The following is a 17843-nucleotide window of genomic DNA, read 5'->3' on the forward strand; positions in this document are numbered from 1 at the left end:
CTATGATGGCTGGAAGTAGCCAACTCCTGACGTTTCCGGAAGGACCAGCATCCGCTGTGACTGATCAGTCGACCCCGTACGTGCCCGTTCCCACCCGTCGTCCCCGCCGCCTGCGGTCCAGCCCGGCGATGCGGGAGCTTGTGTCAGAGACCGCCCTTCGTCCGGCTGACCTGATCCTGCCGATGTTCATCGCCGACGGCATCGGGGAGCCGCGGGAGATCTCCTCCATGCCCGGCGTATTCCAGCACACCCTGGATTCTTTGAAGCGCGCCGCGCATGAGGCGCTCGAAGCCGGCGTGCGCTGCGTCGATCTCTTCGGCGTCCCCCGCGACGAGGACAAGGACGCCGAGGGCAGTCCGTCGTGTGAGCCGGAGGGTGTGCTCAACCACGCACTGGCGGCCATGCGGGAGGAGTTCGGTGATGACCTGCTCATCATGGCGGACACCTGCCTCGATGAGTTCACCGACCACGGGCACTGTGGCGTGGTGCGGCAGGACCGGTGGGGACGTGCGGTCGTCGATAATGACGCGACGCTCGGGCTCTACCAGAAGATGTCGGTGGCGCAGGCTGACGCCGGTGCCCACATCATCTCCCCCTCGGGGATGATGGACGGCCAGATCCTGGCCATCCGGGAAGCTCTCGACGCCGCGGGACACGAGGACGTGTCGATCATGGCGTACTCCGCGAAGTACGCCTCCGCGTTCTACGGCCCGTTCCGCGAGGCCGTCGGTTCCTCCCTGGAGGGGGACCGCCGCACCTACCAGCAGGATCCCGCCAACGTGCGCGAGTCGTTGCTGGAGGCGGAACTCGATGTCGAGGAGGGCGCGGACTTCATCATGGTCAAGCCCGCCATGCCCTACCTGGATGTCCTGCGGGCCGTCGCCGAGGCCTCCCCGGTGCCGGTCGCCGCCTACCAGGTCTCCGGTGAGTACGCCATGCTGCAGGCGGCCGCCCGCAACGGCTGGCTCGACCTGGAGGCGGTGATGATGGAGTCCCTGACCTCCATCAAGCGGGCCGGCGCCAACCAGATCCTCACCTACTTCGCCACCGACGCCGCACGGGTGCTGAACAACCGCTGATGACTGACACCACCCCGGACACCACCGACTCCCGGAAACCGGAGACCATCCGGCTACTGCTGCTGCTGTTCGCAGTGGCGGTCGGCGGGGAGATCCTCCACCAGATACTCAACGTCGTCATCGGACTCATGGACCCCTCCGCGTTCATCGCCGCGGCCAAGGACGCCCTCACGGAGGAACAGGCCGCTGAGCTCGGAGATGGGGCGGTCACCACCTCCGTCTACGCGTCCATGTTTCTCGCCGCGGCCCTCGGCATAGCGATCATGGGCCTGCTGGCGTTCATGCTGGTGCTGATCAACCGGCGCTCCAGGCATGCCGGACTGGCCCGCCGGATGCTGCTGGTCTTCGGCTTCTACTTCGGGTTCCGTACCCTGCTCCTGTTCGTGGCCGCCCCGGGCGGCAACGACGTTCCCATGGCAATGTATCTCCTGGACGGCAGCGTGCAGATCATCGTCGGTGTGGCCGCTGTCCTGGGCCTGATCTTCTCCTTCCGGCCGGAGGCGCTCAGGTGGACCCGTGAAATCGACGAATCCGGCAACCGGACCGACCCGCGACGAAAGTGAGCAGCCGTGCCCAGCATGTTCCCCGGGATGTACGCCTCGCCGGATGACCCCAACCGTGGTCCCCGGAAGCAGTCCCCCGGAAAAGACGGGGACACCTGGCCCAACTCGCTGCGCTGGGGCTACTACGTCAGCGTGGCGGCGGCGATCTTCATGGTCTTCACCGGTCTGGTCGTGCTCACCCAGGATGTCGCCGGTGACTCCGGGGCGTCCGCGGACATGATCCAGGCCTTCGGGCGCAATGTCCGCTTCATCGGCGCGTTCAACATCATCGCCGGCCTGGTGATCGCAGCCCTGGCTGCGCAGCTGAAGGTCGGCGGCAGGATCTCGCGGCGCGTGCTGGCCGCCGTCTTCGCCCTGGCGGTGTTCTTCAATACCGCAGCATTCGCCATCCAGGTGGGTGGGTTCGCCATGGTTCTCATCGTTGTTCTGCTGGGGGTGGCTGCCGTGATGCTCTTCCGGCCCGATGCCAACGAGTACATACGGCGGATGAGCAGCCGGGAGGACTAGTCTTCGGTCTATGGACCGAATCGATCAGGTGGCGTCGGCTCTCGACGATGCGCGGGCTGCGGCCCGGGCGGTGGGTTTCGATCTCGATTCCGGGGAACTCCAGATTGACGCGGACCGCCCGAAAGCCTCGTACGCCTTCGAACTGGTGGGACTGACCAGCGCTCCGGACGTCGCCGTCATCGAGGCGGCACTCGAGGCCGTCCCCGGTGTGCGTGCCCGCATCGTCTTCCCCAAGGCCACGGCCTGGATCACCGCCCCCGACACCGTGGATCCCGATGACCTCGCAGCGGTGATCGAGGGTTTCAACGTCAGGGCGACCCTCACCGACTCCTCCCTGCGGCGTCGTTACATGCATCCCGACCCGACGGAGCGCCCCCTCCGCCGGCGGCGGCGCCTGCCGTGGAAGTACCGACGTCACCTGGAGGAGGAGGAACGTAATCTGGAACGGGCCCGCCGGGCGGGTTTCCTGGGGAATCAGGAGGACAGACTCCGGCTGGTGGAGAGCGCCCAACCCAAGGATCTGCTGTTCACGGCCCGGGACCTGCTCACCCCGACCCGTCTCCTGGTGTGCGTGCTCCTGGCGGTGCCGGTGCTGCTCATGTCCTACTTCCAGGCGCTGCAGTTCGAGGGGTGGCAGTGGCTGACCCTGGGTCTGGCGCTGCCGGTGGTCACGTGGGGCGCCTGGCCCTTCCACCGCGCGATGGTCGGTGGGGCCCGCCGGGGTCTGACTGCGCTGGACGCGGCCAGTTCCGTGGCGATCATCGCGGCGACGATCTGGTCCGTCGTGATGCTGCTGTTCACTGCCGCCGGTGACCTGGGCTGGCAGTCCCAGCCGAAGTGGTTCGCGTTCCAGCACCAAAGAATCTCCGAGGGAGAGCTCTTCCTGGACGTGGCGTGCGGCATGACCGTGCTGCTGCTCGCCGGCAGACTCCTCACCATGCGCACGCGTGTCAGCCTCCTCGAGGAGATGGATGCGCGCCGCCCCGGCCCGCAGCATCCGGTGGAGGTGGTGCCGCGGCACAGGACGGGAGGGGGCGTCGAGAAGCTCCCCCTGCAGGAGGTCAACGTCGGCGATGACATCATCATCAACGCCGGTGAGCTGATCCCCGTGGACGGCGCAGTCGTCGGTGGATCATGCACCATCAGCCGGGGACTGATCAACACGGGCGGGCGCGACCTGGAACAGGTGAAGGTCAAATCCTACGTCTATGCGGGATCGCGGAACCTGAATGGGCGCATCAAGGTGCGCGTCGTGCACACCGGCCACCGCACCCGCCTGGCGGCGGTCCATCGCTGGGTCAATGACGCGAGCATCAAGCAGCACCGCTCCACGCTGCTGTCCACCCGCACCGCCGCGATGCTCATCCCCGCGGCCTTCGGTCTGGCAGCGCTCGACTTCGCGCTGTGGGCTCTCATCGCGGGGAACTTCAACGCGGCCTTCGCCACGGCGCTGGCGGTGCTGGCGAGTGTCGCCCCCGTGGCACTGGCGCTGTCTCCCGCGCTGGCGATCCGGCACGGCATTGAGGCGGCGGTGCGCAACGGCATCCTCATCCGCGACGGCGCGACGATCCGTCGTACGGAGATGATCGACACGGTGGTCTTCAACCGGGTGGGCACGCTCGCCGGCACCGACATGGTGGTGGAAACCGTCACCGCCGCACGTGGCGAGAACCCCGAACTCGTCCTGCGCATCGCCGGTGCGTTGGCACTGGAATCGGACCATCCGGTGTCCCAGGCACTGGTCCGCGCCGCCCGCGAGGCGCGTGACACCGGCGCGGGCGGCGCGGACATCCCGCACTGGATCGACGTCGCCCACGCAGAGATCGACGGGGAGGGTAACTTCAGTGGGCTGGTGGAGCTCCCCGGTGTCGCCTCCGACGGCACCGTGACCAGTACCCAGGTTGAGGCCCTGCTGTGGCGCCCCCGCACCATGTCCGACCTGGGAGGCAGGCTCGCCGCGGCGGTCGTCTCCGGCGGCACCCCTCTGATCGTGCGGTGGAAAGGCAAGGACAGGGGAGTGATCTCCCTGCACGACTCCGTCAAGGATGATGCCCAGGAGGCCGTCGAACAACTGGAGAACATGGGCATCGAGACGGTGATGCTGACCCGGGACACCTACCCCGTGGCACGCAGGTACGCCGACCGCATCGGCATCTCGCAGGTGCTGGCAGGAATCTCACCGTCGAAGAAGCCACACACCGTACGTGCCGTCCACACCCAGGGCGCGACAGTGGGAATGGTGGGCGACTCCTCGGTGCTGCCCACACTGCGGGTCGCGGACATCGGCATCCTCATGGGGGACGACGACGAGACCGATCACATCACCCTCTCGGGCCACGACGGCGTCGACATCATCGTCCTGCGGCGTGACGTCTCCGCCATCCCGCAGCTGATCGCCCAGTCGCGCCGGGTGTGCCGCATCATCGACCGGAACATCATCTTCGCGTGGGGTTACAACGCCGTGGCCCTGCTCGCCTCGGTGGCGGGTGTCCTGCACCCCATGGCGGCGACGGTCCTCATGCTGGGTTCCTCGTTGCTGATCGAGGCCCGCTCCAACTCCGCACGAACCTTCCGTCGTTGAGCCGGGCGAGCCGAGGCCCGGAAAAGGCCTGGAATAAACGCTTGTAGAATACCCTGTAGGGGTATAGCCTGGCTGGTATAAGGCAAATTCGAAGAGACAGAGAACGACGACCCATGGCACATCGCACCCTCAACCAGCTCCCCCTCACCGACTCCCGCCCATCCAGTGGCTGCGGCTGCGGCTGTGGCAGCTCCCCCGCGGCGGATGTCCCTGACCGTGCCGCCACCGCCGGATCCGAGATCTACCAGGTGGCCGGGATGACCTGCGGCGGGTGCGTGCGCCGCGTAACCGAGGCCGTCCAGAAGCTCAGCGGCGTCAAAGACGTCCATGTCGACCTCGTCCGCGGCGGGGTCTCCACCCTCACCGTCACCGGTGGCGCATCCCCGGAGGACGTCCGCCAGGCTCTCTCGATGGCCGGATACCCCGTCACCGCCTGATCTGAAGTCCCGTCGAACAGGAAGAAGGCATCCATGAGCTCGACCCCGCACGACCACGGTCACGCCGAACAGCACGGGCACAATGAGCACCGGGCCGAGGAAAGCGGCCATTCCGGCCATGCCGACCATGCCGGCCATTCCGGCGACGTGGACGATCACCAGGTTCACGGGCACGGCGAGCACGCGGGCCACAGCGTGGCGATGTTCCGCAGCAAGTTCTGGTGGTCGTTGGTTCTGAGCGTCCCGGTGGTCTTCTTCAGCCCGATGGTCGCCCACCTGCTCGGCTACCACCTGCCCGAATTCCCGGGATCCACCTGGATCTCCCCGATCCTGGGCACGGTCATCTTCCTCTACGGCGGTTCGCCCTTCCTCAGGGGTGGCGTCCGTGAAATCAAGGAACGCCGGCCCGGCATGATGCTGCTGATCGCCATGGCCATCACCGTGGCGTTCGTCGCCTCCTGGGTGACCACGCTGGGCATCGGCAACTTCGACCTTGACTTCTGGTGGGAGCTGGCGCTGCTGGTGACCATCATGTTGCTGGGCCACTGGATGGAGATGCGCGCCCTGGGCGCGGCATCGTCCGCCCTCGACGCGCTCGCGGAGCTGCTTCCCGACGACGCCGAGCGGGTGGTTGACGGCGGCCTGGAAACGGTCTCCGTCTCCGAGCTGGCGGCAGGGGACGTGGTCCTGGTGCGCTCCGGTGCCAGAGTGCCCGCCGACGGCACCGTCGTCTCCGGCGCGGCCGAGTTTGATGAGGCCATGATCACCGGCGAATCCCGCCCCGTGCTCCGCGGTGAGGGTGACCATGTCGTCGCAGGCACCGTGGCCACCGACAACCCGGTCCGCGTCCGGGTCGAGGCGGTCGGCGAGGATACCGCGCTGGCCGGCATTCAACGCATGGTCGCCGACGCACAGGCTTCATCCTCCCGGGCCCAGGCCCTGGCGGACCGGGCCGCGGCGCTGCTGTTCTGGTTCGCGCTCATCACCGCGATCATCACCGCGGTGGTGTGGGCCGGCGTCGGCAGCCCGAATGACGTGGTCACCCGCACGGTCACTGTCCTGGTCATCGCCTGCCCACACGCGCTCGGCCTGGCTATCCCGCTGGTCATCGCCATATCCACTGAGCGTGCGGCGAAGTCCGGTGTGCTGATCAAAGACCGGATGGCGCTGGAGCGGATGCGGACCATCGACGTCGTTCTCTTCGACAAGACAGGAACCCTGACCGAGGGTGCGCATGCCGTCACCGGCATTGCCGCAGCCCCGGCGACGGGCATCTCCGAGGGTCGGCTGCTGGCACTTGCCGCGGCGGCCGAGTCCGCCAGTGAGCACCCCGTGGCACGCGCGATCGTCGCGGCGGCCGCCGGGAACACCGAGGCCACCGGTCTGGGGCTGAACGGTTCCGGATTCGCGTCGGCCGCAGGTCGGGGCATCAGCGCCGAGGTCGAAGGCTCGGAGATTCTCGTGGGCGGGCCGAACATGTTGCGGGCGCTGCAGCTCACGCCCCCGGAGGGACTGGCGGACAGCACCGGGGAATGGATGCGGCGCGGGGCGGGCGTACTCCATGTCGTGCAGGACGGCGCCGTCATCGGTGCCATCGCGGTGGAGGATCACGTCCGTCCCGAGTCGCGCGCCGCCGTCAGGGCTCTGCAGGAGCGCGGAATCCGGGTCGCGATGATCACCGGCGATGCCGACCAGGTCGCCCGGGCCGTCGGTGCTGACCTGGGCATCGACGAGGTCTTCTCCGAGGTTCTGCCGCAGGACAAGGACTCGAAGGTCGCCGAACTGCAGGAGCGCGGGTTGACCGTGGCCATGGTCGGCGACGGCGTCAACGACGCCCCGGCACTGGCCCGCGCCGAGGTGGGCATCGCCATCGGTGCGGGTACGGACGTCGCCATGGAATCGGCCGGTGTGGTCCTGGCCAGCGATGATCCACGTTCCGTCCTGTCCATGATCGAGCTGTCGCGGGCCAGCTACCGCAAAATGGTCCAGAACCTCGTATGGGCGTCCGGTTACAACATCGTCGCCGTGCCATTGGCTGCGGGTGTCCTCGCACCGATCGGCGTCGTACTGTCCCCGGCCGTCGGCGCGATCCTGATGTCCCTGTCGACCATCATCGTGGCGCTCAATGCCCAGCTGCTGCGTCGCCTCGACCTTGATCCGGGGCGGCTGGCTCCGGGAGTGGCGGAGAGGGACAGGGAGAAGGTCACCGCCTGACCCCCACCCTCTGAACCACGATCCCACCCCTCAACATCACCCCTCAACCCGAAAGGTTTCACCATGAAGCGCACCCTCGCCTTCTCCGCCCTCACCCTCACTGCTGCCCTCGCCCTGTCCGCGTGCACCTCCGGAACAGACGACGCGGCAGAAACCACCCCGGGCACGACCACTGTCGCCACCTCCACCACGGCAACCTCCGCGGCCGACGGTGAAGTGGCGGCCGACCACAACGACGCCGACATCATGTTCGCGCAGGCGATGATCCCGCACCACGTCCAGGCCGTGGACATGAGCGAGATCCTCCTCGCCAAGGAGGGCGTGCCTGCGGATGTGGCCGGGCTGGCACAGCGCGTCATCGCCGCCCAGGGGCCGGAGATCGACCGGATGAACGCGATGCTGGAGGCCTGGGGTGAGGCGCCGGTGACCGGGGGCTCTCTGCCCGACATGGACCACGGTGACATGGCCGGGATGATGACCGGGGAGGACCTCGCCGCGCTCGATGCCGCCGCCGGGCCGGAGGGTGCCCGGCTTTACCTCGAGCAGATGATCGCCCACCACGAAGGCGCGGTCGAGATGGCCCGCGCACAGGTCGCTGACGGCGTGAACCCGCAGGCGGTGGGGCTGGCGGAGCAGGTCATCGCGGATCAGGAGGCGGAGATCGCGGAAATGGAGCAGATGCTCGACAACGGTTAGTTCTTTTCCCGTCGGGCGGGTCGGCGGTTCGTTTTCCGCCCGCCGGTCGGCAACAATGGGGGGCATGACTCGCCGTAGCATTCCTGACTCCCCGCTCCTCGCCGCCGCCGCCGGCCGTACCCCTGAACGCACCCCGGTGTGGTTCATGCGCCAGGCAGGTCGTTCCCTGCCCGAATACCGTGAGGCCCGGGCGGGAGTGTCGATGCTGGACTCCTGCTTCATGCCGGAGCTGCTCGCGGAGATCACCATGCAGCCGGTGCGCCGCCACGACGTCGACGCAGCGATCCTGTTCTCCGACATCGTCGTGCCGCTGCGTGCCGCCGGCGTGGGCGTGGAGATCGTCCCCGGCCGTGGCCCCGTGATGGACAAGGCGCTGACCACCCGCGCCGACATCGACAACCTGCCCATCCTGGAGGCGGACGTCCCGGAGGTGGCCGAGGGCATCGGGATCATCCTCGACGAGCTCACCGACTCCCAGGCCCTCATCGGCTTCGTCGGCGCCCCCTTCACCCTGGCCAGCTACCTGGTCGAGGGCGGCCCGAGCAAGAACCATGAGAAGACCAAGGCCATGATCCACGCGGAGCCGGCCACCTGGCACGCACTCATGGAGCGCCTCACCCCGACGATCAGCCGCTTCCTGCGTCTGCAGATCGACGCCGGGATCGACGCCATGCAGCTCTTCGACTCCTGGGCAGGTTTCCTCACCGAGCGTGACTACCGGGAGCACGTCCTGCCCTACTCCGTGCGCATCCTCGAGGAGATCCAGGGCGAGATCCCCCGCATCCACTTCGGCGTGGGCACCGGTGAGCTGCTCGGCGCCATGAGCGAGGCCGGCTCCGAGGTCATGGGCGTGGACTGGCGCGTGCCGCTCGACGTCGCCGCCGAGCGCATCCACGCCGTCTCCGGGCCGAAGGTGCTCCAGGGCAACCTTGACCCCGCCATCCTCTTCGCCGGCCGCGACGCCATCGTCTCCGAGGTCGCCAGGATCAGGGCCGAGGCCGCGCGCGCCATCGAGGCGGGCCACGCCACGGGCCACATCTTCAACCTGGGCCACGGCGTGCTGCCGAACACTCCGGCGGAGGCCATCACCGAGGCCGTCGCCATCATCCACGAGGAGAACTGAGCGTGGCCCCCACCCGCTACGCCATCATCGGCGCCGGCCTGGCTGGTCTGACCAGCGCCTATGAGATCCACAAGGCGGACCCCGAGGCCGTCATCCACGTTTTCGAGGCGGAGGACCGCATCGGGGGCAAGTTGTTCACCGTGGCCTTCGAATCCGGCCCCACCGACATGGGGGCGGAGGCCTACCTGGCGCTGCGTTCCGACGCCACCGAGTTCTTCGTTGAGCTCGGCCTGGCCGATGAACTGGTCCGCCCCTCCGCCGCCAGTTCCCTGGTCTACACCGGCGGGGAGCTGAAGAATCTGCCCGCAGGTGGTGTCATGGGCATTCCGTCGCACTCCGCACCGGTCGCCCACCTCGTCTCCACCGAGACGGCGGCGCGTATCGACGCCGAGGGCGACGCCGACCCCATCGACTGGCAGGTCGGCGGGGACGTCAGCGTCGGGGAGCTCGTGCGTGAGCGTTACGGCGCCGAGGTGGTCGACCGTATCGTGTCCTCCCTGCTGGGTGGGGTGTACTCGTGTTCGGCGGATGATCTGGGTGTCCGCGCCACGGTCCCGCAGTTGGCGGAGGCACTCGACGCGCTGGCGGAGGCGGGGGAGAAGGTCACCCTGTCTGCCGCGGTGAAGCGCTGCGAGTCCCGTCGCCCCCCGCGCGACCCCGGCGCCGCCCCTGTCCCGGTGTTCGCCGGCTTCCGGGGCGGTTACGCCACCGCCTACGAGGCGCTCGCGGAGAAGTCGGGGGCCGACATCCATCTCGACGCCTTCGTCGCCGCCGTCACGCGTGATCTGCGTGGGTTCCACATCTCAGGACCCGGGGTGAACGTCGACGGGGCCTATGATCGCCTCATCCTGGCCACTCCCGCGCCGACCACCGCGGCACTGCTGAAGTCGATCGCCCCCGAGGCCTCCGAGGCGCTGAAATCCGTGAAGCTGGCGTCGAGTGCGGTCGTCGGCATGAAGTTCGACTCCGATGCCGGTCTCCCCGACAACTCCGGCGTGCTCGTCGCCATCAGTGAGCCCGACGTGCAGACCAAGGCATTCACCTTCTCCTCGAAGAAGTGGCCGCACCTCGGTGAGCGGGGTGGGGCTCTCGTGCGCGCGAGTTTCGGCCGCTTCGGCGACGACGCCATCGTCCGCGCCGAGGAGGACCTGCTCGTGGACACGGCGCTCGATGATCTGGCCCGTATCACCGGCTTCGACGGCCGCGAGGCCGGCCTGGCGGAGATCTACGTCCAGCGGTGGTTCGGTGGCCTGCCGCGTTACGACGCCGCGCACCTCGCGACCGTCGACAAGGTCCGTGCCGGCATCGACGACGTCCACGGACTCGAGGTCGCCGGCGCCTGGGCGGGAGGCGTCGGCGTCCCGGCCGTCATCAGTGACGCCCGCGAGGCTGTCGCACGCCTGATTCGGCTAGGGTAGGCGACTTCAAGAGCCCGGGTGTGCCCCGGGCCCGGACGAGGGAGCCGTACCCGGTGTTGCGACAAGACGGCCAGTGAAGGGTTTTTCATGTCCTGGGTCATTCTCGTCCTCTCCGGCGCCTTCGAGGCTGTGTGGGCCATCGCCCTCGACAGGTCGGCCGGCTTCACCCGACTGTGGCCGACGGTGGTCTTCTTCGCGGCGCTGATCGTCTCGATGGGCGGCCTGGCGATCGCGTTGCGTGAGCTGCCCGTCGGCACCGCCTATGCGGTGTGGGTGGGCATCGGGGTGGCGGCCACGATCCTCTACTCCTTCGCCACCGGCCAGGAGGCGGTTTCCGTGGCGAAGGTGCTGTTCCTCCTGATGATCGTGGGCGGAATCATCGGCCTCAAGGTAGTCAACTGAGCGGGGGGAAAGTTCAACCCCGGTTGACCCCGTCCGTATGATGGTCGGCATGAGTCTGACGTCTGCCCGTACCCAGCAGTCCGCGAAACTGCACGATCGTGCCCGCACCCTCATCCCCGGTGGAGTGAACTCTCCGGTCCGGGCTTTCGGTTCCGTGGGCGGCCAGGCCCGTTTCATCGATTCGGCCCACGGTTCCACCCTGGTGGACGTGGACGGCAACGAGTACGTCGATCTCGTCTGTTCCTGGGGTCCCATGCTCAACGGCAACGCCCACCCGGAGATCGTCGAGGCAGTGCGCTCGGCCACCCTCAAGGGACTGTCCTTCGGTGCGCCGACGCTGGCGGAGATCGAACTCGCCCAGATGATCGTCGACCGCACCTCCGTGGAGGAGGTCCGCCTGGTCAACTCGGGCACCGAGGCCACCATGTCTGCCGTGCGTCTGGCGCGGGGCTTCACCGGCCGGTCGAAGATCCTCAAGTTCGACGGCTGCTACCACGGGCACGTGGATGCGCTGCTGGCCTCGGCCGGCTCGGGCGTCGCCACGTTCGGGCTCCCCGACTCCCCGGGCGTGACCGGGGCGTCGGCGGCCGACACCATCGTCGTGCCCTACAACGACCTCGACGCCGTGAAGCAGGCCTTCGCGGAACATCCGGGCGAGATCGCCTGCATCATCACCGAGGCCGCCGCCGGCAACATGGGCACCGTCGCCCCGCGCGAGGGCTTCAACGCCGCCCTCCGGGAGATCGCCCACGCCGACGGCGCGCTGCTGATCATGGACGAGGTCATGACCGGTTTCCGTACCTCCTGGTCGGGCTGGTACGGCGTCGACGGGGTGGCGGGCGACCTGACCACCTTCGGCAAGGTCGTCTCCGGTGGTCTGCCGGCCGCCGCCTTCGGTGGGCGCTCCGACATCATGGAGTACCTGGCGCCCTCGGGCCCCGTCTACCAGGCAGGCACCCTGTCCGGTAACCCCGTGGCGATGGCCGCCGGCATGGCCTCCCTGCGCCTGGCCTCCGAGGACATCTACCCCACACTCAACGCCCACGCCGACCGCCTGTCGGGGCTGATCTCCGAGGCGCTGACCCGGGAGGGCGTGGCCCACCACATTCAGCGCGCAGCCACGATGTTCTCCGTGCGTTTCGCGGAGGGGGAGGGCCACAACTTCGCCGACATGAAGGCGGCGGACACCTTCCGTTTCCCGGCGTTCTTCCATGCTCTGCTCGATCACGGGGTGTATGCGCCGCCGAGCGTCTACGAGACCTGGTTTGTGTCCACGGCCCTGACGGACGAAGATTTCTCCCGGATCGAGGAAGCACTCGTCCCCGCCGCTCGGGCGGCGGCAGCAGCAACCGCATAAGGAACAGGCATGACGCACACGATCGTCCACCTCGTCCGTCACGGCGAGGTCCACAACCCGGAACGCATCCTCTACGGCACCATCCCCGGATACCACCTGTCCTCCCGCGGCCGCTCGCAGGCCGCCCGCGTGGCACGCTCCTTCGAGGGCCATGACGTCACCTACCTCGGGGCCTCCCCGCTCCAGCGGGTCCAGGAGACCGCCCAGCCTTTTGCCGAGGTCACCGGCGTGGACGTGGAGACAGTGCCGGAGATCGTCGAGGCGGGCAACCGCTTCGAGGGGCTGCGCACCAAGGGCTGGCGTTCCCAGCTGTGGAACCCGGTCCGCTGGCCGCTCATGGCCAACCCCTTCGAGCCGAGCTGGGGCGAGGCCTACGTGGACATCGCCGAGCGGATGATGGGTGCGGTGGAGAAGGCACGCCAGAAGGCGGAGGGCCACGAGGCGATCCTCGTCAGCCACCAGCTGCCGATCGTCATGGTGCAGCGCTCCGTGCTGGAACTGCCGCTCGCGCACGCCAGCCGCCAGTGTGACATCGCGTCCGTCACCTCACTCGTCTTCGAGGGCCGGGGCATCTCCGACATCTTCTACTCGACTCCCGCTAAGGACATCTGACATGCGCTCGCGCGCCGTCGCAGCCCTGATCGCTGCCACCGCCCTGACCCTCACCGCCTGCGGCACGGACTCCGACGCCGCGAAGAATGCCGTCGCCGTCGGCGGCACCTTCCAGTTCCACTCTCCCGGTGGGCAGACGGAGATCTTCTACGAAGAGGACGAGCGCGCCCCGCTGCCTGATCTCGGCGGCGAATCCCTCATGGCGGAGGGCGAGACCATCAACCTCGACGACTATGCGGGTGAGGTTGTCGTGCTCAATGCCTGGGGTCAGTGGTGTGCCCCGTGCCGCGCCGAAGTGGATGATCTGCAGAACGTCCAGGAGGCCCTGGAGCCACTGGGCGGCACTGTCCTGGGCATCAACGTCCGCGACTACAACCAGACCATCGCGCAGGACTTCGTCACCGACAACGGGGTGACCTACCCGTCGATCTATGATCCGCCGTTCCGCACCGCCGCCGCCCTCGGCGGCGTACCCACCTCTGTCATCCCGACCACGATCGTCCTGGACAAGGAACACCGCCCGGCCGCGGTGTTCCTGCGTGAGGTGAGCGAACAGGACATCCTGGACGTCGCCCTGCCGCTGGCTGAGGCGGAGGCATGACCGACGTCGGACAGCTCTTCGCCGACATGGCCGCCTCCGGGCCGTTGATGTTCGCCCTGTTGGCCGCCGCCGCCGCCGGGCTGGTGAGTTTCGCCTCCCCGTGCGTGGTCCCGCTGGTGCCCGGCTACATGTCGTATCTGGCCGGTGTCGTCGGCGGCGAGGTCCGTCCCGACGCGGAGCACGGTGCCGTGGTGACCAAGAAGCGCCAGTGGGCCGTCGCCGGCGCCGCGTTGCTGTTCGTCCTGGGCTTCACCATCGTGTTCGTGCTGGCCACCGTCACGGTGTTCGGGGCGATCAGCATGCTCACCCTCAATGCGGAGACCCTCATGCGCATCGGCGGGGTGGTCACCATCCTCATGGGCCTGGTGTTCATGGGCATGGTTCCGGCCCTGCAGAGGGATACCCGCCTGGCGCCGAAGCGCTGGACGACCTGGCTCGGCGCGCCGTTGCTCGGTGGCGTGTTCGCGCTCGGTTGGACTCCGTGCCTGGGGCCGACACTGGCGGCGATCATCTCCGTCTCCGCGGGGACGGAGGGCATGACCGCGGCCCGCGGTGTCCTGCTCATCATCGCCTACTGTCTCGGCCTGGGCCTGCCGTTCCTCTTCATCGCTCTGGGCTCGGCACGGGCCATGCGCACCTTCAGCTGGCTGCGGAATCATTCCCGCAGAATCCAGATGATCGGTGGCGCCCTCATGATCGCCGTCGGTGTCGCACTACTCACCGGTGCATGGGCGCACTTCATCAACTTCGTGCGCCAGTGGACCGTCGAGTACGGCGCCACCTTCATCTAGACCCCTCTCAAGCAACTGTCCGAAACAGGAGTGGAATTGCGCATCGTCGTGACGTACCTCAAGAAGGCCTGGCACTGGCTGACCAGCATGCGCACCGCCCTGGTGCTGCTGTTTGTGCTGGCCATCGCCGCGATCCCGGGTGCGTTGCTACCGCAGCGCAGCCTCAACCAGGACAACGTCAACGAGTACATCGCCAACAACGGCCGTCTCGCCGAGATCTACGACACGCTGCAGCTTTTCGACGTCTTCGAGTCCACCTGGTTCCTCGCCATCCTGACGTTGTTGACGATCTCCCTGATCGGCTGCATCCTGCCGCGCTCCTGGGACCACTACCTCGCGGGGAAGACCCCGCCGACCCGGGCGCCGAGGAATCTGGCGCGGCTGCCGCTGCACGCGGAAGGCGAGGTCGACAAGCCCATGGCGGACGTGACCGCCGACGCCCGACGCCTGCTCAAGCGCTGGAAGGTCGCCGAGTACAAGGCCTCCGAGGATCGCGCAGGCAGGTTCTCCCTGGCCGCCGAGCGGGGTTACACCCGGGAGCTGGCCAACCTGCTCTTCCACCTGGGCCTCGTCGGGATGATCGCCACCATCGCCCTCGGCCGGATGGTCTACTACGAGGGCCACGTCATCGTGGTCACCGAGTCCGGCAATTACGACACCCCGCCGATCGACCAGAACACCGAGTTCTGCAACACCTCGACGGCCAACTACGACTCCTTCCGGGCCGGCCCGCTCTTCGACGGCACGGGTCTGACCACCTTCTGCTTCGACGCCCACGACTTCGCCGCCGATTACCTGCCCAACGGCCAGGCCGAGATGTTCACCTCGAACATCTCCTACGCCGTCGGCGATGACATCAACCTGCCGAAGGGGGAGTGGACAGACTACGAGCTCAAGGTCAACCACCCGCTGCGCGTCGAGGGTGACCGCGTCTACCTCCAGGGCCACGGTTTCGCACCTACCTTCACGGTCACCTGGCCCGACGGCGAGTCCCGCACCCAGACCATCCAGTGGCGTCCGGACGACCCGACGTTCTTCCTGTCCTCCGGAGTCATGCGCTTCGATCCGCCCGCCGGGATGTACCCCGACCTGTTTGAGCGCCGTCAGAACCAGATCGCCATCCAGGGGCTGTTCGCCCCCACCGCGGAGTGGTCCGGCGAGAACGGTGAGCTGCTGACCTCGAAGTTCCCGGCGATGAATGATCCGGCGGTGGCCATCGACATCTACCGTGGCGACGCGGGCCTGGACACCGGCCGCGCCCAGTCGCTGTTCAGCCTGGACACCGCGCTGCTGCACTCGGGCCAGTTGCAGAAGATCGAGAGGGTCAACCTGCTGCAGGGCGAGACCGTCACCCTCGACGACGGCACCACCGTCACCTTCGACGGCGCCAGCGAATTCGCGAACTACCAGATCTCGCGTGACCCCTTCCAGCCGTGGGTCCTGGCGACCACCGTGATCATGCTCGCCGCCCTCGTCGGCTCCCTGCTGATCAAGCGTCGCCGTATCTGGGTGCGCCTCACCCCGCTTGCCGACGGCCGCACCCACGTCGAGCTCGGTGGCCTCGCCCGCACGGACCGCGCGGGCTGGGGTCCGGAGTTCGACCAGATCCACCGGGAGCTCCTCGGTCTGCCTGATCAGGACGACATCGACGACGACGAGCTCGTCCCCGCAGACGCCCTCAAGGTGTCCACCTAAAGTAGGAGAAAACGTCGTTCGACTGTTGGATATGCCCGCTCAGGTGGGGTAGCGTCACTGGAGTACCACTCCCGATCTTCGACCTTTGAGGGTGTCCCCATACATGCCTGTCAATCAGACTCTCTCCAGCTTCTCGGACGTCGCATTCCAGTCGGCGTTCGCCATTTACCTCCTGGCACTGCTGCTCGCGCTCGTGTACTACGTCCGGATGCAGAGCGTCATCGACGCCCGACGTGCACTCGCCCGCGTGGAGGAGAAGGCACTCGTCGCGGTCGGGGACGGCGGTGCCGATGTGGTGACGGAGACGGATGCCTGGGCGCCCACGCCCGCGGAGATCGAGAAGCTCGAGGCCGGCGCCAACAAATTCGGCGGGATGACCCAGTCACTGGTGTGGCTGGGCATCATCGTCCACGTCGCCTCCGCCGTGCTGCGCGGCCTGGCCACGGAGCGGTTCCCCTTCGGCAACCTCTACGAGTACGTCCTGGTCATCAGCGCCTTCACCATGCTTGTGGCGGCCGTCGTCATCCAGCGCAAGGAATGGCGCATCGTGTGGCCCTGGCTGCTCGTCCCGGTTCTCACGTTGCTCTTCTTCGGTGGAACCAAGCTCTACGCGGACTCCGCCCCCGTCGTCCCGGCGCTGCAGTCCTATTGGCTGCCGATCCACGTGTCCACCATCTCCATCGGCGCGGCCATCGGCATGATCTCCGGCATCGCCTCCCTGCTCTACCTGCTGCGCATCTGGCAGCCCCAGGGCAGGGAGCACGGCTTTTTCGGTGCCCTTGCCAAGCCGCTGCCCAGTGCCAAGAAGCTCGACGCCCTGGCCTACAAGTCCGCGATCCTCACCCTGCCGATCCTGGGCCTGGGCATCGTCCTCGGAGCCATCTGGGCGGAGGCCGCATGGGGTCGTTTCTGGGGCTGGGATCCCAAGGAAACCGTGTCGCTGATCTCCTGGGTCCTCTACGCCGCCTACCTGCACGCCCGCGCCACCGCCGGTTGGCGTGACCACAAGGCGGCGTGGATCAATATTCTCGCGCTGGCCACCATGATCTTCAACCTCTTCTTCATCAACATGGTGGTCTCCGGGCTTCATTCATATGCGGGTCTGAACTAGGGTTTCCGGGTTACACTCAGAGCCAGAATGCTCAACGCTGAACAGGGAGTGAGACTGTGACTGGCACATCAGCACCCAGGAAGAAGACCGGCAAACCCGCCGGCGATGACCCGGTCCTGCTCGCCCTCGGTGAACAGCTGGCGCAGCGTCGCCGCGACCTCGGGGCGCTGCAGTCGGACATCGCCGACAGGGCCGGGGTCTCCCGCTCCACCCTGCACACCATCGAACACGGCGGCACCGGCGTCCGCTGGGAGAAGGTGGCCGCCGTGGCACACGCCCTGGGCCTGCACATGAGTTTCGAGCCCGACGGGCACGAGCCCGGGTAGACCCCCTCCCGGGGGCACCCTCACTTGTCCGTGTCTTCGGACTCCTGGTCGAGCTCCTGCCCGGGTTCTTCATCGGGTTTTCGGTGGCGTTCCTCGGCACGCTTACGGCGTTCCTCTTCCTCCCGCTCGGCGGTTTCGCGGGCGCGGCGCTCCTTGAAGCGGTTCTTCTCCAGAGTCCAGAGGAATTCCTCGTCGTCGTCCGGTCCCTTGATGGCCTGCGTATGGGGGGCCTTGATCTGGTTACGCTTCCAGGATGAGGGCCCGAAGGCCTTCCACAGCAGCACAATGGCGACAATGATGAGCAGTACGAGCAATAGACGTCCCATGGTT

Annotated in this window: 18 protein-coding genes and 1 riboswitch; of the genes, 17 read left to right on the top strand and 1 reads right to left on the bottom strand. The window is 67.6% G+C overall.

Annotation, left to right across the window (positions count from 1 at the left end):
- Positions 1–80 precede the first annotated feature (80 nt).
- The 17 genes from hemB to CETAM_RS01960 all read left to right on the top strand — a co-directional run bounded on the left by hemB (position 81) and on the right by CETAM_RS01960 (position 17513).
- On the top strand, positions 81–1079 hold the full coding sequence (hemB, locus tag CETAM_RS01880) for a porphobilinogen synthase (protein WP_269076389.1): 999 nt from the start codon (positions 81–83) through the stop codon (positions 1077–1079).
- Positions 1079–1642, top strand: a complete 564-nt coding sequence (locus CETAM_RS01885; protein WP_156226823.1) for a hypothetical protein — start codon at positions 1079–1081, stop codon at positions 1640–1642. Before hemB ends, CETAM_RS01885 begins: the two co-directional genes overlap by 1 nt.
- 6 nt (positions 1643–1648) lie before the next feature.
- Positions 1649–2149 carry a hypothetical protein gene (locus CETAM_RS01890; protein ID WP_156226824.1) on the top strand — a complete coding sequence of 167 codons (501 nt, stop codon included), beginning with the start codon at positions 1649–1651 and terminating at the stop codon, positions 2147–2149.
- 10 nt (positions 2150–2159) lie between these two features.
- The gene (locus CETAM_RS01895) at positions 2160–4730 is read left to right on the top strand and encodes a heavy metal translocating P-type ATPase (RefSeq protein WP_156226825.1); all 2571 of its coding nucleotides are present in this window, start codon (positions 2160–2162) and stop codon (positions 4728–4730) included.
- Between the two features lie 113 nt (positions 4731–4843).
- Positions 4844–5167 (top strand): heavy-metal-associated domain-containing protein, encoded by a 324-nt coding sequence (locus CETAM_RS01900; RefSeq protein WP_156226826.1) that lies wholly within the window; start codon positions 4844–4846, stop codon positions 5165–5167.
- Between the two features lie 33 nt (positions 5168–5200).
- Complete coding sequence (locus CETAM_RS01905; protein ID WP_156226827.1) at positions 5201–7381, top strand: heavy metal translocating P-type ATPase; 2181 nt, start codon at positions 5201–5203, stop codon at positions 7379–7381.
- Between the two features lie 63 nt (positions 7382–7444).
- A complete protein-coding gene (locus CETAM_RS01910) occupies positions 7445–8077 on the top strand; it encodes a DUF305 domain-containing protein (protein WP_156226828.1) in 633 nt (210 codons plus the stop codon).
- Between the two features lie 64 nt (positions 8078–8141).
- The gene (gene hemE / locus CETAM_RS01915) at positions 8142–9200 is read left to right on the top strand and encodes a uroporphyrinogen decarboxylase (RefSeq protein WP_156226829.1); all 1059 of its coding nucleotides are present in this window, start codon (positions 8142–8144) and stop codon (positions 9198–9200) included.
- 2 nt (positions 9201–9202) lie between these two features.
- Positions 9203–10618 (top strand): protoporphyrinogen oxidase, encoded by a 1416-nt coding sequence (locus CETAM_RS01920; protein ID WP_156226830.1) that lies wholly within the window; start codon positions 9203–9205, stop codon positions 10616–10618.
- A gap of 9 nt (positions 10619–10627) precedes the next feature.
- Positions 10628–10693: riboswitch (guanidine-III (ykkC-III) riboswitch) on the top strand.
- Positions 10694–10705: 12 nt separating this feature from the next.
- On the top strand, positions 10706–11020 hold the full coding sequence (locus CETAM_RS01925) for a DMT family transporter (RefSeq protein ID WP_156226831.1): 315 nt from the start codon (positions 10706–10708) through the stop codon (positions 11018–11020).
- A gap of 49 nt (positions 11021–11069) precedes the next feature.
- Positions 11070–12377, top strand: coding sequence for a glutamate-1-semialdehyde 2,1-aminomutase (gene hemL, locus CETAM_RS01930; RefSeq protein WP_231587550.1), 1308 nt, complete (start codon positions 11070–11072; stop codon positions 12375–12377).
- A 9-nt stretch (positions 12378–12386) separates the two neighbouring features.
- Positions 12387–12989 (top strand): histidine phosphatase family protein, encoded by a 603-nt coding sequence (locus tag CETAM_RS01935; protein ID WP_156226832.1) that lies wholly within the window; start codon positions 12387–12389, stop codon positions 12987–12989.
- Position 12990: 1 nt separating this feature from the next.
- Positions 12991–13590 carry a TlpA family protein disulfide reductase gene (locus CETAM_RS01940; protein ID WP_156226833.1) on the top strand — a complete coding sequence of 200 codons (600 nt, stop codon included), beginning with the start codon at positions 12991–12993 and terminating at the stop codon, positions 13588–13590.
- Positions 13587–14381, top strand: coding sequence for a cytochrome c biogenesis CcdA family protein (locus tag CETAM_RS01945; RefSeq protein WP_156226834.1), 795 nt, complete (start codon positions 13587–13589; stop codon positions 14379–14381). The genes CETAM_RS01940 and CETAM_RS01945 overlap by 4 nt, the downstream gene beginning before the upstream one ends.
- 87 nt (positions 14382–14468) lie before the next feature.
- Positions 14469–16076 (top strand): cytochrome c biogenesis protein ResB, encoded by a 1608-nt coding sequence (locus tag CETAM_RS01950; RefSeq protein WP_156229327.1) that lies wholly within the window; start codon positions 14469–14471, stop codon positions 16074–16076.
- Between the two features lie 103 nt (positions 16077–16179).
- Positions 16180–17187: a c-type cytochrome biogenesis protein CcsB gene (gene ccsB, locus CETAM_RS01955; protein ID WP_156226835.1), complete on the top strand. Its 1008-nt coding sequence runs from the start codon at positions 16180–16182 to the stop codon at positions 17185–17187.
- A gap of 56 nt (positions 17188–17243) precedes the next feature.
- Entirely contained in the window at positions 17244–17513 is a 270-nt protein-coding gene (locus tag CETAM_RS01960; protein WP_156226836.1) for a helix-turn-helix domain-containing protein, read from the top strand.
- A 20-nt stretch (positions 17514–17533) separates the two neighbouring features.
- Here CETAM_RS01960 and CETAM_RS01965 read toward each other — a convergent pair whose 3' ends face one another.
- Positions 17534–17839, bottom strand: a complete 306-nt coding sequence (locus CETAM_RS01965) for a hypothetical protein (RefSeq protein ID WP_156226837.1) — start codon at positions 17837–17839, stop codon at positions 17534–17536.
- Positions 17840–17843 lie beyond the last annotated feature (4 nt).

The organism is Corynebacterium comes, assembly GCF_009734405.1.
GTDB lineage: Bacteria > Actinomycetota > Actinomycetes > Mycobacteriales > Mycobacteriaceae > Corynebacterium > Corynebacterium comes.